Source organism: Ferruginibacter yonginensis (assembly GCF_042651465.1).
Taxonomy (GTDB): Bacteria; Bacteroidota; Bacteroidia; order Chitinophagales; family Chitinophagaceae; genus Ferruginibacter; species Ferruginibacter yonginensis.
This window is the reverse complement of sequence record NZ_JBHSCZ010000002.1, coordinates 136,993-157,458: the sequence shown is the minus strand read 5'-3', so window position 1 is coordinate 157,458 and position 20,466 is coordinate 136,993. Positions and strand designations below refer to the sequence as shown.

11 protein-coding genes and 1 pseudogene are annotated in these 20,466 nt (G+C 34.6%); 6 read left to right on the top strand and 6 right to left on the bottom strand.

The genetic code is table 11. The features are described from left to right. Positions 1-54: 54 nt before the first annotated feature. Positions 55-2,988 (top strand): M16 family metallopeptidase, encoded by a 2,934-nt coding sequence (locus ACFOWM_RS07800; protein WP_379708549.1) that lies wholly within the window; start codon positions 55-57, stop codon positions 2,986-2,988. 66 nt (positions 2,989-3,054) lie between these two features. Here the strand turns inward: ACFOWM_RS07800 and ACFOWM_RS07795 are convergent, their stop codons facing one another. Together ACFOWM_RS07795 and ACFOWM_RS07790 are read right to left on the bottom strand one after the other, a co-directional pair. Further along, positions 3,055-3,516, bottom strand: a complete 462-nt coding sequence (locus tag ACFOWM_RS07795; RefSeq protein ID WP_379708547.1) for a DUF6452 family protein — start codon at positions 3,514-3,516, stop codon at positions 3,055-3,057. A 75-nt stretch (positions 3,517-3,591) separates the two neighbouring features. After that, positions 3,592-6,323, bottom strand: a pseudogene (locus tag ACFOWM_RS07790) (glycoside hydrolase family 3 N-terminal domain-containing protein). A 459-nt stretch (positions 6,324-6,782) separates the two neighbouring features. Here ACFOWM_RS07790 and mutL point away from each other — a divergent pair. Next, positions 6,783-8,612 (top strand): DNA mismatch repair endonuclease MutL, encoded by a 1,830-nt coding sequence (gene mutL / locus ACFOWM_RS07785; RefSeq protein ID WP_379708545.1) that lies wholly within the window; start codon positions 6,783-6,785, stop codon positions 8,610-8,612. Between the two features lie 79 nt (positions 8,613-8,691). Here mutL and ACFOWM_RS07780 read toward each other — a convergent pair whose 3' ends face one another. From ACFOWM_RS07780 to ACFOWM_RS07770, 3 genes are all read right to left on the bottom strand, one after another. Then, positions 8,692-10,893, bottom strand: a complete 2,202-nt coding sequence (locus tag ACFOWM_RS07780) for a PKD domain-containing protein (RefSeq protein ID WP_379708543.1) — start codon at positions 10,891-10,893, stop codon at positions 8,692-8,694. Between the two features lie 78 nt (positions 10,894-10,971). Then, on the bottom strand, positions 10,972-12,267 hold the full coding sequence (gene dacB / locus ACFOWM_RS07775) for a D-alanyl-D-alanine carboxypeptidase/D-alanyl-D-alanine endopeptidase (RefSeq protein WP_379708541.1): 1,296 nt from the start codon (positions 12,265-12,267) through the stop codon (positions 10,972-10,974). Between the two features lie 41 nt (positions 12,268-12,308). Further along, on the bottom strand, positions 12,309-13,436 hold the full coding sequence (locus tag ACFOWM_RS07770) for a formimidoylglutamase (RefSeq protein ID WP_379708539.1): 1,128 nt from the start codon (positions 13,434-13,436) through the stop codon (positions 12,309-12,311). A 159-nt stretch (positions 13,437-13,595) separates the two neighbouring features. Between ACFOWM_RS07770 and ACFOWM_RS07765 the strand changes: the two genes are divergently transcribed. The 3 genes from ACFOWM_RS07765 to ACFOWM_RS07755 are packed head-to-tail and all read left to right on the top strand — an operon-like array spanning position 13,596 to position 17,108. Next, on the top strand, positions 13,596-14,096 hold the full coding sequence (locus ACFOWM_RS07765; RefSeq protein ID WP_379708537.1) for a glucosaminidase domain-containing protein: 501 nt from the start codon (positions 13,596-13,598) through the stop codon (positions 14,094-14,096). Positions 14,097-14,108: 12 nt separating this feature from the next. Next, on the top strand, positions 14,109-15,455 hold the full coding sequence (locus ACFOWM_RS07760; RefSeq protein ID WP_379708535.1) for a hypothetical protein: 1,347 nt from the start codon (positions 14,109-14,111) through the stop codon (positions 15,453-15,455). A gap of 12 nt (positions 15,456-15,467) precedes the next feature. Next, a complete protein-coding gene (locus tag ACFOWM_RS07755; RefSeq protein ID WP_379708533.1) occupies positions 15,468-17,108 on the top strand; it encodes an MBOAT family O-acyltransferase in 1,641 nt (546 codons plus the stop codon). On the opposite strand, the gene ACFOWM_RS07750 is transcribed toward ACFOWM_RS07755, so the two are convergent. Further along, entirely contained in the window at positions 17,089-18,303 is a 1,215-nt protein-coding gene (locus ACFOWM_RS07750) for a GDSL-type esterase/lipase family protein (RefSeq protein WP_379708531.1), read from the bottom strand. The two genes, ACFOWM_RS07755 and ACFOWM_RS07750, sit on opposite strands and share 20 nt — an antisense overlap. Positions 18,304-18,446: 143 nt before the next feature. Here ACFOWM_RS07750 and ACFOWM_RS07745 point away from each other — a divergent pair, with 143 nt between their 5' ends. Continuing rightward, positions 18,447-20,462 carry a DUF3857 domain-containing protein gene (locus ACFOWM_RS07745; RefSeq protein ID WP_379708529.1) on the top strand — a complete coding sequence of 672 codons (2,016 nt, stop codon included), beginning with the start codon at positions 18,447-18,449 and terminating at the stop codon, positions 20,460-20,462. The last annotated feature ends 4 nt before the right edge of the window (positions 20,463-20,466 follow it).

Genomic DNA, 20,466 nt, shown 5'->3' with positions numbered 1-20,466 from the left:
GTATTGTTTTTTTATTAGCTATTTTTACTATCTAAATAATCAAATATTTTATTCATGCTACAATTGAAATCAGTTTTTGTACTATTGTTTTGTGGTGCTTTTACATTGGCCAAAGCACAAAATAGTACTATTGAATGGAAAGAAGCTACCAGCGGTGGCTACACGTACAAGTATGTAACCAACGACCCAGCAAAAGCTAGGTTTTATACGTTGAAAAATGGCTTAACAGTGATATTGAGCCCTACCAATAAAGATCCACGTATTCAATGTTACGTGGCCATTAAAGCAGGTAGTAAAACAGATCCATCAACCAACACAGGTTTAGCCCATTACTTAGAGCATTTGTTGTTTAAAGGAACTGATAAATATGGCTCGTTAAATTGGGCAAAAGAAAAACCAGAGCTTGATAAAATAGCCGCATTGTATGAGCAATACAATCATACTACAGATGAAGTACTGCGTAAAGCTATTTACCATCAAATAGATTCAATATCAGGTGTAGCAAGCAAATACAGTATTGCAAACGAGTACGATAAAATGATGAGTGCTATGGGTGCTCAAGGTACCAATGCATTTACATCATTTGAACAAACGGTGTATACAGATGATGTGCCGGCAGCATCTATCAACAAATACATTGCCGTTCAAGCAGAGCGTTTTAGAAATCCAATTTTCAGAATTTTTCATACGGAGTTAGAAGCCGTGTATGAAGAAAAAAATATCAGCTTAGATAATGACAATCGTAAAGTAAACGAAACCCTATTTGCTGAGTTATTTAAAAACCACAACTACGGTAAGCAAACTACCATAGGTACCATCAATGATTTAAAAAACCCATCGTTGGTTGAAATTCAAAAATATTTCGATAAATATTATGTGCCTAATAATATGGGGGTCATTATGTCGGGTGATTTTAATGCAGATGAATTAATTAAAAAAATTGATCTGGCATTTAGTTACATGAAACCTAAGCCAGTTACAAAATACAATTTTGAGCCCGAAGCACCCATTACAGCGCCCATTATAAAAGAAGTGGTAGGTGCCGATGCTGAAAGTGTAGCAATAGGTTACCGTTTGCCAGGCAATAAATCAAAAGATGTGTTGTTGGCTGATTTGATTGGACAAATTTTAACCAATGGTAAAGCAGGTTTAATGGATTTAAACTTGGTTAAAAAACAAAAATTATTAAGAGCATCAGCATCAGCTTTTACTTTAATTGATTATGGCGTTTTGTATATGAGTGGTGCAGCCACAACAGGACAATCTTTAGAAGATGTAAAGACTTTAATGTTAGGCGAAATAGATAATTTAAAGAAAGGAAATTTTGATGAAAGTTTAATTACAGCTATCATCAACAATCAAAAGAAAAATAAAATATTAGCATCAGAAGGTTATGGTGGTCGTGCAAGCGATTTAATGGATGCTTTTACATCTGAACTCGATTGGAAAGATCAAGTAGCTTACACAGATCAATTATCAAAAGTTACTAAAAAAGATATTGTTGCTTTTGCAAACAATTATTTTAATGATAATTATGTGTTGGTTTATAAAAGAAAAGGTGAAGATAAAAACGTTGTAAAAGTTGAAAAACCAGCTATTACACCTGTTGAAACCAACAGAAACGAACAATCTGATTTTGTAAAAAAAATCAATCAAATGCCTGCTTCTACAAGCAAGCCAGTATGGGTAGATTATAATAAAGATTTACAAAAATCAACAATTGGTGGTGCCCAAGTATTATATGTTCAAAATAAAGACAATAGTATTTTTAGACTACGTTATAGGTATGATGTGGGTACATGGAACGATAAAAAAATTGGATTAGCAACACAGTATCTACAATTTTTAAGCACTGACAAAATGAGTGCTGAAGAAATTACAAAGGCCTTTTATAACATTGCTTGTAGCTTTACCGTAAGTGCAGGGGCTGAGTATACTACCGTTACTATTGAAGGTTTACAAGAAAACTTTGATAAAGCGGTTGGCTTATTTGAAAATATTTTAGCAAATTGTAAACCTAACGAAGCTGCAATGGCTTCATTAAAAGCACGTACGCTCAAAGCAAGAAACGATGCTAAGTTAAACAAGGGCGCTATTTTAAATGCACTTACATCGTATGCAAGGTTTGGTGCTGAAAACCCAACTAATAATGTATTGACCAATGCTGCATTAGAACAAACCACTGCTGATGAATTAGTAGCTATATTACACGATTTAAATAAATACAATCATAAAATATTGTATTATGGTCCTAAGCCTTTAGCGGCTTTCACTGCTGGGTTAAAAGCATTGCATTATGTACCAGCAACCTTTAAAACGCCGGCTGCTAAAAAACAATTTACGCCAACAACGCAAACTGCTAACCAAGTTTTGTTTGCCGATTATAATATGGTGCAGGTAGAAACCCGTTGGATACGTAATAATAATGTATACAATGCAGCTGAAGAGCCTACCATTGCTATGTTTAATAACTATTTTGGCGGCGGAATGGGTGCCTTGGTGTTTCAAACAATTAGGGAGTCAAAAGCGTTGGCCTACAGCACATTTGCCTTTTATGCATTGCCAGAAAAAAAGGAAGATCCTTTTTATACCATCGCTTATGTTGGTAGCCAAGCTGATAAGTTTAAAGAATCAATTGAAGCAATGAATGATTTATTAAATAGCGTGCCCGAAGTAAAATCAAATATTGAATTTGCTAGAAGTAGTATTAAAAAAGATATTGAAACAGAACGTATTACTCAAGATGGTATTATTTTCAATTACTTAGCAGCACAGCAAAAAGGGTTAACACAAGATTTACGCAAAACTACCTACACGGCAGTTGACAAAATTGGCTACAATGAATTAAAAGCATTTCATGCTAAATACATTGCCAATAAACCTTACACCTATTGTATTGTAGCAAGTGAAAGTAAAGTGCCAGCAACCGCATTAGAGAAATATGGCACCGTTAAAAAAATTAGTTTAGAAGCATTGTTTGGGTATTAATACCAATAAGTTATCAAACAAAAAGCGCCATCAAATTTAATGGCGCTTTTTGTTTATTTAAAATTTTTAGTAAAAAATACGTGCATTTTGAATAGGTGTATTATTACAAGTTGCGTTGGTTATTTTTATAGAATCGATGGTATGGTGTGTACTCGAAATACTATTAATGGTGTTGGTTGTAATACTACCACATTCTAAAGAAAGATTACTCGTTTGGGAACTGTAACGAATGGTAACCGTATCTTTCGGTAAGTTACCTGCAATTGTAATAACATATCGGTTACTATCTAGCGTACTATTTAAACCAAACCCCATTTCAGCAACATTGCCTTGGTTGGTATAAATAAAAGCATTTGTATTTAAAATACTCACACTCAATTGAGGCGCTGGTGCAGGTGTATTTTGTGATTGATAAAATCCTGCAATAAACTTAACATCTTTGCTTAATGTGCAAATGGTATACTCATCTTTACATGATACCAAACTGCATAATACAGCAACTACAGAAACACTTAAATATTTTTTCATGTTGACTTGTGGGATAATATGCAAATTACATAATATGCTTTGCAATTATTACTAAAATATATAATTCATTACAACTTAATAAAGTAAATTCATAATAGCCCCTCTCACATTTAAATGGCTCAACATATTGTTGGTATTGAATTGCAAACGATTGCAGAGAAAAATAAAAACCAGTTTATTAGTTGGGTCGGCCCAAACAATGGTACCTGTAAAACCAGTATGGCCATAACTTGTATTGCTTGCATGTAAACATGGGTAAGGTGTTTTTTGCAGATTGTTATCTTTTTCCGGCTTATCAAATCCCCAACCTCTTCTACTAATATTACTTTGGTAAGCGGTAAAGGTTTTTATAGTGCTATCGTTTAAATAACGTTGCCCATTAAAATGGCCACCATTTAAAAGCATTTGCATAATAGCAGCCAAATCATATGCATTTGAAAAAAGACCTGCATGGCCAGCAATACCACCCATTAAAGCGGTGCCAGGGTCGTGAACCGTAGCTCTTATATTTTGTTGCCTAAAAATGGTTTCGTTTTCAGTAGGGGCAATGGTATTTATAGGGTTTTGATGTAGTGGAAGGTAGCCAATACTGTACAAATGCATAGGTTTATAAAATGTATTCGCCACATAGTTATTGAGCGATTCTCCTGTAATTCGTTCTACTACCTTGCCTAAAAAAATAAAATCAAGATCGCTGTACACATATTTTTTTTGAGGGCTAACAGCACTTGCTAAAATACGGTGGTACAGTGTATCTTGTAAGCTTGTTTTTAAATATAATTGTTGCGCAACTGCTATTGAAAAGCTATCAGATGCTGTACTAGAAAAAAATTGCTGATTGGGCTTTCCATTAGCATCTATTAATTCTTTGTATAAAGCAATGAAAGGTACTAAACCAGCTTGATGTGTAAGTAAATCTTCAATTACAATATCAGCTTTGTTGGTGCCAAAAGTTTCAGGTAAGTAGGTAACTAGTTTTTTTTTACATCTAATTTTTGGTCTTCATACAATTTCATAACAGCAAGGGTTGTAGCTGCTATTTTTGTTACAGATGCTACATCGTAAACGGTTTGTAAATTGGTTGCAGTGGTATCATCCGCAGAAACTGTACCGTAAGCTTTTTCGAAAAAACTAGTACCATTTTTTAAAGCGAATACTACCGCCCCTGGCATAGCCTTTTGAGCAATAGCAGTTTGTATGATACTATCAATTTGTTGTTGTTGCGAAATGGAAATGCCGTTCGCAACATCTTTATTAAACAGAGGTGTAATGGCAGTAGTAATGATGCTGGTACCAAATTTAAAATTATTACAAACGCTTACTGGCAATACGCCTTTATACGGCGATTTACCTTGTAACATATCAACAGCAACATTTTGTACAATGCTATCATCTTCATAACATAAAACCAAGTTGCTGGCATTGCACATATTTTTAATTGCATAAGCATTACCAAAAACGAAGCTGATGCTGTTATTACTTTGTTGTAAAATATTCAGCAACGTTATTGCATTATTGCTTAAACCAAAATTATTGGTGGGGTACCTACCTAAATTATGTACACCAATTATTATTTGCTTAAATGATTTTATTGCATTGCGTATGCTATCTACATTAATATTGTTGTAGCCAATATAAAAGTTAGTGCTGTTATGTGTTGTACGCAAACGTTGCCCCATAGCTGTTTCAGTGGTTGCGCCTAAAGCCACATAAGCAACTTCGCCAGGTTGGGTATTGGTAAACGGAAAAAATGAAGTATTGTTTTTTGCTAACAACGTAATGGCATTTTCTGCCACCAAGGTACGCATAGCCGGTATACCTGCATTTAAATCAGCGGTAAGGTTGTTGGTATTTATAATGGTGGGTTGTGTTACATGGTATTGGTATTTTGCTAGCAATACTTTTTTGCAATGCAATTCAATATCGGCCCAACTTAATTGTTTCTTTTTAATGGCGGCTTTCACTTTTGTAATAACCATGGGTACATCATCTGGCAAGCAAAGCATATCGTTACCTGCAATTAGCGATTGTACACTTGCAGCACCATCAGGGTAAAACTTTTTTACACCTTGCATCTCTAGCGCATCAGTAAAAGTAAGCCCCTTGTATTGTAAGGTGGTACGTAATAAGCCATTAATATTTTGTGGCGATAATGAAGTAGCTCTGTTGGTTGTTTTATCAATAGAAGGTATGTATAAATGCGCCATCATCACACTACCAATACCTGCTTTAAAAAGTTGTTTAAATGGATAAAGCTCCAGCGAATCTAATGATTGCATGGTTTTGTTTATAATCGGTAAATCAAAATGTGAATCTGTTGCTACATCACCATGGCCCGGAAAATGCTTGGCACAAGCCATTACTCCAGCATCTTGCATACCTTTCATATACTGAATGCCGTAGTTAGCTACTTTAAATTTATCTTCTCCAAAGCTTCTATCGTTTATAACAGGGTTATTGGCATTATTATTAACATCAATAACGGGTGCATAATTTACAGCAATACCCATGCGTTTGCATTGTGCTGCTACTAATTGTCCGTATTCATAAATTATTTTTTCATTTGTAATTGCACCCAGCATCATCTGTTTAGGTAAAGGTAGTACGCTATCAATCATACGCATTCCCAAGCCCCACTCAGCATCTATACACAATAAAAGGGGCGTTTGTGCCAAGCTGTGTAACTTATTTAATATAGTGGCTTGTTGTACCGGTCCACCTTGAAAAAGGCAAATGCCACCAATATTGTAGTTTTTTATCAAGTCAGCTACTTTATCTTCAAAAAAAGTAACGGTTTTTGTTTTCATATCAATGGTGGAGAGTCTTACCACCATTAATTGTGCAATGCGTTGCTCTTTTGATAAGCTTTTGTATACACTATCAACCCACTTTGTTGCAGCATTATTTTTTTGAGCCAATAAGCTAGTAGCGCTAAATGTAATACCAATAAAAATGGTTATAATTTTTTTGAACATAATCGTAAATATATGAAACGATGTTGTTAGTTAAAATGTAAAAATACGTTGGGGCTGTGTACAAGCTGCAAAGTTCAGCTGGGTTCCCGGCTGTTCGCTGTACCTGCACCGCTGTGGCGGTTTCGGTGCCGCTACCATCCGGCAGCCCTTGTTCGGCGGTAGTTGTGGCGGCAATTACTCATAACAGCACTACTTTAAAACGCAGTATTGGGTATTAAAAATGCTGCTTGTTCATATTATTTACGGTTGTTTTCACTTTAGTGTAAGTAAATTTGCAACTAAATAAATAGTGTGCAGGATATTATACAATTATTGCCCGATAATATAGCCAACCAAATTGCAGCTGGTGAGGTTATTCAGCGCCCTGCAAGTGCTGTAAAAGAGTTGTTAGAAAATGCGGTTGATGCCGGGGCTACACAAATAAAATTAATAGTAAACGATGCTGGTAAAGCATTGGTGCAGGTAATAGATAATGGTAAAGGTATGAGTGAACTAGATGCTCGTATGGCTTTTGAACGCCATGCCACTTCTAAAATAAGCCATATTGATGACCTATTTCAAATAAAAACCATGGGTTTTAGAGGTGAAGCTTTGGCTAGTATTGCTGCCGTAGCACAAGTGGAACTTAAAACTAAACGTGCCATTGATGAAGTAGGGGTATTTGTAACCATTGAAAACAGTAAGGTTACCCAACAAGAGCCAGTAGCAACAGAAAACGGTACCAGCATCGCCATGAAAAATTTGTTTTTCAATGTGCCGGCTCGTCGTAATTTTTTAAAAAGCAACCCGGCTGAACTCAAACATATTATTGATGAGTTTATTAGGGTGGCCATGGCTTTTCCTGAAATATTTTTTTCGTTAACCTCAAACGGACAACAAGTTTTTCATCTCGAAAAAGGCACCCTTAAACAACGCATTGTACAAATTTTGGGTAATAATTACAGTGCTAAATTGGTGAGTGTGCAAGAGCGTACTGATTATTTAGACATTATTGGTTTTGTGGGTAAGCCCGAAACAGCCAAAAAAACCAGGGGCGATCAATACTTTTTTGTAAACAACCGTTTTATAAAAAGTGCTTATTTAAACCATGCGGTGATGAGTGCTTTTGCTGAAATGATACCGAAAGATAGCTTCCCTATGTATGCATTGTTTATTGATTTAGACCCTGCTCAAGTTGATATAAATGTACACCCTACCAAACAAGAAATTAAGTTTGAAGATGAAAAAATTGTGTACGCATTTGTACAAAGTGCAGTAAAGCATGCATTAGCACAGTTTAGTATTACCCCTACGCTTGATTTTGAGTTAGATGCTACTATACAACATTTAGATGCGGTGAATAAACCCATTTCCAATCAAGATAAACAATCGACCGCTTCATCTAAACTCTTTCAAACATTTACACAAAAAAACCAAGCACATTTGGTTGAAAAACGCAGCGAATTAGGCCATTGGAAAGATTTTTATGAAAAGCCCATTGATACTGATTTTACACCGTTAAGTACACAAATAACATCATTTACTACAACGGCATTGCATGTTGATGCACCTTTACCTCATGCCGATTTTTTGCAATTGCATCAAGCTTATATAGTGGTAGCTAACAGTAATGGTTATTTGCTTATTAACCAACAAAATGCCCACGAACGTATTTTGTACGAACGTTTTTCAAAAGCGGTGGAAGGTACACCTATATCAATGCAGCAATCGTTGTTTCCGGTAGTAATTGAAGTAACGCCAGCCGATGCTATTTTGTTAGCAGCTTTATTGCCCGATTTAAAACAATTGGGGTACCAATTAGAACATTTTGGCAATAATAGTTTTGTGGTACAAGGTACGCCTGCTGATGTACAACAAGCAGGCGAAACAGCCGCCATTGAAAAACTTTTAGAGCAGTACAAACATTTTAGTAGTGATTTAAAGTTTTCTAAACGTGAAAAATTATTACGCTCTTTAGCCTTACAACAATCTATAAAAACGGGTACAGTATTGGGTTTAAAAGAAATGCAACAACTAGCAACATCGTTATTTTTATGTGATATGCCTAATGTAACACCAACAGGCAAACCAACTTATATTACGTTTAAAAAAGATGAAATGGATAAAATGTTTGGGCGATAATTGATTCAAATATGAAAATAAAAATAAAAAAGAGCCGCTTTTAAAAGCGGCTCTTTCGTTTTGGTAAACAGCTTAATAGCTATTGTTTTATAAATGTTGCATAACAAACTTGGTTGCCGTATGCTACTCTAAAAATATAGGCACCCGCTGTTAAATTATTTATATTGAAACTCACTGTGTTATTACCCACAACGCCTTGCTGTTGTTGTTGTAATACCTGAACATTTTGAGCGTTAAAAATGGTTGCATTTATGGCGGTAGGCGCTGTTAGTGTAACTACAGCATTTACAATACTTGTTGCAGGGTTAGGAAAAACTTGCAAACTACAAGTGTTTGTTGTTGGCATTGGAGATGCTATGTAAATTGTGTTACAATATGTTTTTACACATCCATTAGCAAATGTTGCTCTTAAACAAACATTATAGTAACCGCTATCTAAAAATACATAAGTCGGGTTGTTTTGGTTAATGGTTGCGGTGCCTGTCCCTACTGTGGCTGGCATTCGAGTAATCGTCCAGGTTTGGCTTACAATATTAGTGTTAGAAGCCGCTACGAAAGTAACCCTATTAGGTACTAACGAATCTCTGTAACTATTGTAACCTATGGTAATACCATTACAATTAGGAGCACTGTATACATTGCTACATTTGGTTGCTGCACAGCTATTATTGCGGTAAGCTGTTAAACAAACTGTATAGTTACCTGGTGTAGTATAGCTATGTGTTGCCGTGGTAGTTGTAGCGCCAGTTCCATCACCAAATGTCCAAGTATAGGTTATATCGTTACCAATATATGCTGGTGTAAAGGTGAATATTTGTCCGTTAGGAGTAGTGGTTGATGTAACTGTATAGTTAGCCAGTTGCGTACAAGCTGGCATAGGTTGCACTATTGTAATTGTATAACATTTTGTAGCGGTGCAATTACCACTTTGTATTGTTACACAAACATTGTATGTACCTGCGTTGGCATAAGTGTGCGTAGCATTAAATGTTGATGCTGTTGTGCCATCGCCAAAGTTCCATTGGGTAGTAATATTGGTACTATTTACAATACTCGTATTGGTGAAATTGATGGTTTTGTAATTAGCAGTACTAGCAACCCAACTATAGTTAGCTTGTAAATTACAAATTGGTGCAATTACAATAGTGTAGCATTTTTCGCTTATACAATTGGTTAACAAAACACCATTAGGGTTACGTTTAATAATGCGTAAACAAACATTGTATGTGCCCGGTTGTGCGTATACATGACTTGTGTTAAATTGGTTAGATGTTGTACCATCTCCAAACGTCCACCGGATGGAATCAGTAGCAGCTGCTCCTACACTGGTATTGTTGAATTGATAGGTGTATAAAGCAATAGCACCACTATCTCGGTAGCTTGTAAAATTGGCCACTAAATTACATGATGTTGGTGTTGGATAAATAGTAACCACTTTGCAATATTCACTAATACAAGGTGTGGTACCTGCAGGGAAATTACGTTTTACACGAACACATACGGTGTAATTACCCGGACTAGTATACGTATGATTCGGATTAGCATCGAAAGAAAATGTGCTATCGCCAAACGACCAACGTATAGAGTCTGAAGCAACAAAACCTCCTGTTTGGTTGTTGAAATGTATTGTATTTACATTTACCGAATCATGTGTAAAGTAGGCTTGTATGTTACAATTAGGTGATGGTGCCGTAACAACAATTTGTTGGCATATTTCACTTATACATGGTGGTATGGTAGCTACAGTTCCAAATTTTCTAACACGTAAACAAACGGTGTATGTACCTGGTGAGGTATAGGTATGATTTGGATTAATATTTAGCGATGAAGTGCCATCGCCAAACGTCCAACGGATTGAATCAGCCGAGTTAAAATTCGCTGTGGTGTTTACAAAGTTCCATTGTAAAGAATTGGCAGTACTTGCACTACTAGTAAACGATGCTATTAAATTACAAGTGGCTTGTTGTATGGTAATGGTTTGGGTAGTAGAATCGTTACAAATTAATAACCCGTTAGGATTTAATCTTTTAATTACATGTTTTACTGTATATACACCATTAGCGGTATAGTTATGGGTTGGTGCTATGTAGTTAAAAGCAAAGGCGCCATCGCCAAAGTTCCAGTCATGTATCACTAAAGGTGAATCAACAGTTACAGCAGGTGTAAACTTAATATTGGTACTCGTTAAAAATTGGCTGCTAAAAGCAGGGCTACAAGCAATTTGTGCCTTTGCGGCAGTACTTGCTATAAAAAGCAATAGTAATGGTAATAGTTTTTTCATACATGCAGTTTTTGGTGGTTTCGGTATATTAGTTTTTTAATAGATGCGACATTTTTTAATTATGTTGCCTCATATATACTAATTGGTTGCAATAATACCTTGTAGTAATTTTTCAATGGCACGGCGACCAGCTTTTCCACTACCACTGTAATTATTGATAATCACTGAGAAGCGTAAGTTTTTACCACTATCCGTTTTTAAAGTGCCACTTAGTGAAACATTATTGCTCATGGAACCTGTTTTAGCAAAAATTCGCTGTTCATTGCCGTTGTAATATGCTTTTAAGGTGCCTTCGCCAGCAGTAGGTAATATTTGTTGTAATTTTTTAACCCCAAAACAATCTGTAAGTTTTTGTAAAATATAAATGAACTGTTGCGGTGTAAATAAATTGTACCGGCTTAAGCCACTACCATCTACCCACCGAGGTTGTTGGGGTATGTTTATAAAATCAGTTTTTAATAATGAATCTATTAACAAAGTCGTATTCATTTGATGAAAACGTAGGTTGCTAATAACAAGCAGCATTTGTTCAGCTAAAAAATTATCGCTTTCAAACATCATTTTTTTGAGTACATCAACAGTAGGTACGCTGTAAAAAGTTTTTATTTTTTGGTTGGATAGTTTGCTTGTGTCGTGAATGATGTTTATGGGTTGATGCACCGTATCTCCCAACAACAAAGCGGTGTTTTTGTAAGATGTTATAAACGGCACTTCTTCTAACTTATTTTGAATATACTGTGTTAATATAAATTCATTATTATAAAAATTTCTGGTAACAGCCCTGTTATAACTGGCATTGTTAACATCATCGGCAACACTAAATTGTGTTACCATTTTTGATGGATAGTAATGTACATTATTTTTATCGCCATAAAATCTTACCACATTGCCGTACAAAGGCATGGCTGATTTTTCGGGCATAAAGTAATCGCTATAATCATCCCAAGCCCAGCCTACGCCGTAAGGTTCAATAATTTGGGGCGATTGAAATAGGTACAATTTTTTGGTGCTTTGTTGTAACCATTTTAAAACGGGTTGCTGGTTAAATGAAGGGTGCAATAAAGTAGGGTCAGCTGTGGGGAATAACACAATACTGGTATCGGTTTCAATATATTGTACGCCGGGTATACTATCACCCAAATATTGTAGTGCAGCAAATAGTGTAAACAATTTTACATTGCTGCTGGGGGTAAAGTTTTTTTGATCGTTATACTGAATAAGGTATTGTTTGCTGGCCGGCTCGTATATACAAATTCCAACATGGCCAGTTTTAATAGCCGTATCATTTAAAAAACTAGCCACCAATTTTTCATTGGTTTGTGCCATTACCCATTGGCATAAAAATATGCTTGTAATAAACCAACATTTTTTCATGAAATACAATTTTTAGATGGTAATGACGATAATAGTTTTTATTAACTACGCTCTTGTACCCTTAACCAACGCTCCGGAATTTCATTATTGCCAGCAACAATATAATCCTTATTACTGCAAGCGATGAAACTACCATCTGGCATTTCCATCCACCAACGGTTGGTGCGTTTGCTTTGTAAAAACAAGGTATCAACCTCGGCAAATGCGGTACGAAACTCGTTAAAAAACTGGCGCTGGTGTAACGGCGCTTCTAAACGTTGCCTGTGTTTGCCATCAATAAAATACCAAATTATTTGTGCAATTTGTTTGGCCGTAATTTCATCCGTATCTAATGAGGGTGAATAGCCATAAATGCCAAAGCTGCTTAGTTTTTCACTCATACCAGCAAAACGAGTAAGCATGCAAGCCTCAACACCAGTAAAGCCATTGGGGCAATTTTTATTTACAGGTGCATCGCTGTATTTTATGGCACTTACATCAAAACTGAGCATATCTGTCTGGCGCATTACAGGTTCCATCTCATCTATTTCAAATTGAACATGGCCAAGTCTGTAACAATCAAAACGCAATTTATCAATGGTTTGCAACATACGTGGGTGTACAAAATAACTTTGAAAACCAATATGGTTGTAGTGTTTCAAAATATTATCTTCACCGGTAAACATTTGCATTAAAAAGTTTTCCGCAGGCACTTCACTTTCACCTCTCAGGTTAATGGTAGCATCAATACAACTGGCTTCAATACCTGTTGTTTTTTTTCGGTAAGCTTCATATTGTGGTAAAGTAATATCATGCGAACCACCGATGATGAGCACTGTTTTTTGTAGTGCATACAACTCCTCAAGCACCGTTTTTATTGCGGCATAACTATCTGTTAAGGTAGCACCTGTTTTAATGTTTCCAATATCTGCTATGGTAATATCAGTATGCCAATAATATAATCGGTACAATTGTTTTCTAATAATGTCGGCTGCATTATTTTGCTTTTCCATTGTACCATTACCACGATTTTCAGTTACACCTACTACAATAATATCAACTTTGGTTAAATCAAATACCTCATCATCTTGCGTAATAATGTGTTTGCCTAATTGTCCGTCAACATACCCTTCATCTTCATTAATGGCAGCAAAAGATATCGGTGTTAAAAAATCATGAAGATCAAGCATGTTTCATTTTTTGGCAAATGTAATAAAATTGAATTGCCTTGTGCATATACTTACGACCGTAAACATAGTTTTTTTGATGCATTTAAAATAGATAAAAAATAATTCATAAATGATCCTTAATATTATCTCAAAACCATAAAGCTTTTGTACTTTTATAATATGAGTACAAATCAATATATTTTACCTTATACACAAACTGCTGCATATAAAAAGGTAGCATTGGCTGTTATGGGGTTAATTGTATTTGTAGTAAGTACTGCTGCACAAACTTCATACGAAGCTAAATACCGCCGTTTGGCCGATTCATTGTCTGGTGTATACCATATACCTGCTTCAATAATTTTAGGCGTAGCTTTTATTGAATCTGGTGGAGGTAATAGTAAAAATGCTCGTCGCCTTAACAATCATTTTGGTATTGTTGGCCCCAATAATTTGGGCAAAAAAAAGGGTATTAAAAGTCGTTATCGTCAATACCCTAGCGTTGCTGCATCGTACGTTTCTTTTTGTAATTTAATGACAAGAAAAAAGTTTTATAATAAATTAAAATCATCTTCTAATATTGCATTGTGGGCAGATGCTATCAGTAAATCTGGTTACTCAGAAGCTCCAGTAATTTGGAAGAAGCGATTGTTAGACACCATCAAAAAACATCATTTGTAATACCAACGTTGTATGAGCGGCTCCAGAAAAGTGTTGTACTTTACTTGTATAACATTTTGCATTTATTTTTCGCTGTCATTAGTAGGCACCTACTTGGGTGTACATTATACACCATTTATGAGGGTTAATGTTGTGGCTGATGTTTTTAAAATGGATGTAAATGATTCCATAACATTAAATAAAGAGGAGGCTCCTATTGCCATTCAACAAAAAGCCAGTTATAATTTTTCGTTATACCGCACCCCTCATTTAATTACTAATTTTAATATTGATACCAACAGCGCTGCATTGCAGCAATTTGCAAAAAAATTACATCTTTTAAAAACTACTAAAAAAGGTAAAGTACGCATAGCTTTTTTGGGTGATAGTATGATTGAAGGCGATTTAATGACCCAAACATTGAGGGAATTAATGCAACAATATTTTGGTGGAGTAGGAGTAGGTTTTGTGCCATTGGCTACACCAGGCTCAGGTATTAGAACAACAGCTTATAGTAGTATTACAGGTGATTGGCAAACTACCAATTTTAAAAGCGATGATAAAGCAACCCTGTTTTTATCTGGTTATAAATACAACACTAATAGCGGTAGTATTAAAATTACTGATCATAGTTTTAAAGACTCAAATGCTGTAATAACAAAAAGCTTATTGTTCGGTTATATGCCTACGGCTGTTGCCATAAATGTAAATGATAATGCATTAAGTATTTATGGTTCAAACAAAATAAACAAAGCGGCTTTATTGCAAAATAATAACCCACAAATCAACATCAATATTAATAATAAAGCACTCGATGTTTATGGGGTTACATTTGAAAGTAATGATGGTGTTTTTGTAGATAATTTTTCTTTCAGAGGTATTTCGGGAACCGAAATTGGAAAAATTGATAGTAGTTTTTTGGCAGATATAAATAAAGCTAACCCATACGATTTAATTGTATTGCAGTATGGTGTTAATGTATTGTACAAGCCTAACGATGTTAACTTTAATTATTATGGTAAATTAATGTTGCCCGTAGTTAAGAAAATTAAGCAATGTTTTCCTTCAACTGATGTGCTTATTATAAGTACTGCCGATAGGGCTTTTAACTATGCCGGCACTTACAAATCGGCCATTGGTATTGATAGTTTGGTGAAACTACAAGCCAATATTGCCTACCAAAACAATTGTAATTTTTATAACCAATTTGCAACAATGGGTGGTACTAATAGTATTGTTGATTGGGCTAATCGCAAACCTGCATTAGCTAATAAAGATTATGTACACCCTAACAGAGCAGGGGCAACCGTATTAGCAACTTATTTTTTTGAGGCTTTGTATAATGATTATCAAAAATATACCCAACAACTAAATCCATAATAAAGAACCCATATGCCCACCTTTGATGCTGACGCATTGCTGAAACAGTTATTATACAATCCGGATAATCCGTTATTGTTTAACAATGGTTTTTTTGTTTTTTTCTTTACCATTTTTATGGTGTTGTACTATATTTTTAAAAATAATATAATAGCAAGACGTTATATTTTCTGTTTTTTTTCACTGTACTTTTTTTACAAAGCAAGCGGTTATTTTGTGGGTTTGGTTATTATATCAGCCATTGTTGATTTTGTGCTATCGAATGCAATTTGGCGACAGCAAAACAAAAAGGTTAAGTTAACCTTACTTTTAACGAGCATTGTTTTTAATTTGGGAATGCTCTTTTATTTTAAGTACACCAACTTTTTTATTGAGCTTAGTAATAATCTATTTCACACAGGTTTTAATCCACTCAACATTTTACTACCAGTAGGTATTTCATTTTATACTTTTGAAAATTTGAGTTATACGTTTGATGTATATAAAGGTGAATTTGAACCTGCTAAAAAGTTCAGCGATTATTTATTGTTTTTATCTTTTTTTCCAAAGTTGGTAATGGGGCCAATTGTGAGGGCACACGATTTTGTACCGCAAATTAATAAACCTTATCGCATTACTGAACATGACTTTGCAAAAGGGTTTTATTTAATTGTATCGGGCTTGTTTAAAAAATTGGTAATATCAGATTATATTACCCTCAACTTTGTAAATTATATTTTTGATGCTCCTGAACGCTACACCGGTCTTGAAAATTTAATGGCTGTGTATGGTTATGCTGTAGTTATATACTGCGATTTTAGTGGTTTGAGTGATGTGGCCATTGGTATTGCCCGTTGGTTAGGGTTTCATATACCCACTAATTTTTTATCGCCTTACCAAAGTAAAAGTATTACTGAGTTTTGGCGTAGGTGGCATATTTCACTATCATCATGGCTGAAAGATTATTTATATATACCGTTAGGTGGTAATAAAAAGGGCAGCATTGCAACATGGCTTATAGCCTTATTATTTACAACTGGCGTATTTGCTGCTGCTCATTTTTTGTTGCATTGTAGTGTGGTAGTTTCAGCAATAATTTGTGTGGTAGTATTGTTACTATTTTTATTGCCAGCCATTATTAAAAAAGAAAAAGCAGGTATGGCAGCTAGTTTAAACCTAATGGCAACCATGTTATTGGGCGGCTTTTGGCATGGTGCCAGTTGGAATTTTATTATTTGGGGCTCGTTACATGGTATTGGTTTGGCAATTCATAAAATTTGGTTATTGCTTACTGGTAATGCACTTAAAAAAATGAACAATACTTGGTGGTATAACACTATCGTAATACTGATTACTTTTCATTTTGTTTGTTTTTGTTGGGTGTTTTTTAAAGCAGCCGATTTTACTGTTGCAAGTAATATGTTACATCAAATCACCAATGATTTTACTTTAAATGTTTGGAGTGGCTTTGTTGCTAATTATTGGCCAGTATTATTATTTATGTTATTAGCTTTTTTATTACATGCTATACCTGATGGTTGGATTGATACAAAAATTGCTCAAACCACCACAATACCGTTATGGGTTTATTTGATAGTATTTTTTGGTTTTCTATCGGTGTACAGTTTGTGTAAATCGGCTGAAACAGTATTGCCTATTTACCTTCAATTTTAGTGGTTAAATAGTTATTAAATGCCGTTGCCAAAGCATTGTATAATAATTGGCCTTGTAGTAAGTAGCCTTCCTTATTAAAATGCAAATGATCTTTAGCCATTAAACCTTTTTTTATCCAATATAAAGGTGTTCTGCCGCCAGCTTTGTAAAAATCCCATAACGGTATATTGTTAGCCATACATACTTCATTAATGGCTTTATTTATTTGTACAATCATGGGGTTGGTTCTGCCGCCCTTTAATGAGTTAGCTGGTGTGGTAATCATTACGCTGGCTTGTGGAGCAATGGCCCTGGCGCTATCAATAAATGTTTTTACAGCTAACTTAAATGAATCAATATTTAAATCGTTTTTTTGTGCTTCGTTAGTACCTAATGAAACAATAATACAATCTGGCGCAAGTATGCTAAGCTGCTGCCAAAACAACATACTGGCATTGTATTGTTTGTACTGTGCACCATTTACTCCTATATTGTGGTAGCGAATACCAGTATTGTTTTTTTCAAGTGAAAAGCCATAAATCTTTTTTGTTGTAGTGTTATTTATAGAAGATAATGTAAAGGCTGAAATGGGTTTCGGAAATGAAAATTGAAATACCCCATTTTTATAAAAATGAGGCGTAAAAATAGTATCGCCTTGTGGCTTTAATTGCCATTGACTAGCGGTATCACTAAATACTTTCACCGTTTCAAAATATTGTAAATTGTTTTTGTTGTTTAAACTAAATGAAACGTTGGCTGCTTCATTATTAGTGTAAATTTCAAAGCCAGCAACACCATAACTACCATTGGTGTCAGGTTTGGCTATTCTGCTAAATTGCCAATTTATATTGCTGCTGCTTTGTACATCTGCCGGAGCATTGCTATTAGCTAATTTGTAAGGGAAAACAATACCCCTGCCAGCGTCACCCCATTGTTGTTGAAGTTGGTAACGCACTACAGATGATATAAAATCGGGCTGTGTATGTGAATCACCAATTTGTACAATGTTTATAACAGATGGATTTGTTTTTAATTGTACCAGTTTATTAAATAATTTATCTAGATTTTGTGGATACTCAATTCGATTGAAAGCTTCGTTCACAATGGGTGTTTTACATAACAAATAATTACTATTAATAGGTAGTATTGGTAGCTGAGCTTTCGATAAAAGTAGCTGACCAACAAATAATATTATTAAGGTAATGCGAAGTTTCATTGTAAAATATCAGTAAAAATTCCTACAATTTAACTATAATTATTTAGCAACAATTAAATACAAAAATTGCAAATAATTACGTTCATTTATTTTGATAAATTATCATTTTTTGTATTTTCGTTTATCAATTTTAAACCTACAACATGAAAACGTTTTTAGTAGTGCTTTGCAGCATGCTTTTTCAGTTCAGTGCTGTTCAAGCACAAAAAAAAATTTACAAAAACACACTCCAAGTACCTGATATTACCCTCAACGATTTTACACCCACAGTATATGCATTAGACAGTAATGCGCAAGCGGTTATATTGTACGATGGTGGTAGTGCTAGGTATGTGTCTGATAATTCTACATGGTTTAATATACTATACACCTACAAAAAAAGAATTCGCCTACTTAATAAAAATGCTTTTGATGAAGCCACTGTGAAAATTCCACTTTACAAAGGGGAAACTGAAAACGACAAATTAAAAGAAGTTAAAGCTTGTACCTACAATATTGTTAATGGTGCAATTGAAAAAACAGTATTAGATAAATCAGCTGTTTTTTTAGACAAAGCTTCAAAATCGTATGATATTCAAAAATTTACTTTACCTAATTTAAAAGAGGGTTGTATAATAGAATACAGCTACACTATTGAGTCACCTTTATCATATAGTTTAAGGAGTTGGTCATTTCAAACATCATATCCCGTATTAAAAAGCGAATACGATGTTTTAATACCAACATTGTTCAACTATATATATTTGCCAACTGGTTACTATAATTTAAAGCCTACCATTGAAGAAGGTTTTGAACAATTTAAAATTGTTGATAGAGGCCAAACTGCATTTGCTCGAACTGAAATTTATTATTACGATGCTACTATGGTGCATTCTACGTGGGTGTTGAAAGATTTACCAGCACTAACCAAAGAGCCGTTTACCACAGCTTTAAAGAATCACCGTGCTGCTATTGAATTTCAATTAAAAAGTTTAGATTATCCCAATAGCGAATCAAAACCTTACTTAAGTAACTGGAATGAACTGGTAAAAACGCTTTTAAAAGATGAAACCTTTGGGGCAGATTTAGATGCAAGAAACCCTTGGATGAGCGATGAAGTGAAACAACTCACCGTTTCAAATAATACACTCAATACAACAAAAAATATTTACCAATACGTTCGTGATAACTTTACTTGTACAGATCACGACGCATTTTACATGTCAACAAATCTTAAAAAAGTTTTTGAAACCAAAAAAGGTAATGTTGCTGAAATTAATTTAATATTAATTGCCATGCTTAAAAAAGCTGGTATTGATGCAGTGCCACTTTTATTAAGTACAACAGATAATGGTAAAGCATATGATGTATACCCACTGATAAATAAATTTAACTACGTAGTTGCCAAAGTTTTGATAAATGACAAACCTTTCTATTTAGATGCTAGCGAAAAAAAAATAGGATTTAATCACCTACCGCAAGCTTGCTACAACGGAAATGCTCGAACAATAGCAGATCCGCCAAATTTGGTTTCGTTTGCAGCAGATAGTTTGTTAGAACAAAAGCAAACAGTAATTTTTATTTCAAATACCGAAAAACAGGGTGTGTTAGAAGGTTACTTTAAAACAAACTTGGGTTATTACGAATCAGTAGGTTTAAGAGAAAAATTAATATCAACTACCAAAGAAGATTATTTCAAAAAAATAAGCGCAGGTTTTAGTTACCCACTGCAGATGAAGAATACAGTTATTGATTCTTTGAATGTTTTAGAAGCGCCTTTAGAGCTGAGTTATGAATTTAATTTAGATGTTAATGAAGATATTCTCTACTTCAATCCATTAATGGGGGAGGGCTATAAAAAAAATCCTTTCGCCTCTACCAATAGAAATTTTCCTATTGAAATGCCTTTTAAATCTTCAGAAACTATTGTGGTAAATATTGAAATTCCAAAGGGATATAAAATTGATGAGCTACCTAAATCAGAAAGGGTGAAGTTTAATGAAAACGATGGGCTTTTTGAATACCTTGTTTCTGCTGATGCTACTAACATTTATGTAAAATGTAGGGTTGATTTCAGTAATACTTTTATGTTGGCAGAAGATTATCAAACATTAAGAGATTTTTATGGCCACATCGTAAAAAAGCAAGCAGAACAAATCGTATTTAAAAAAATTAAATAGTGCC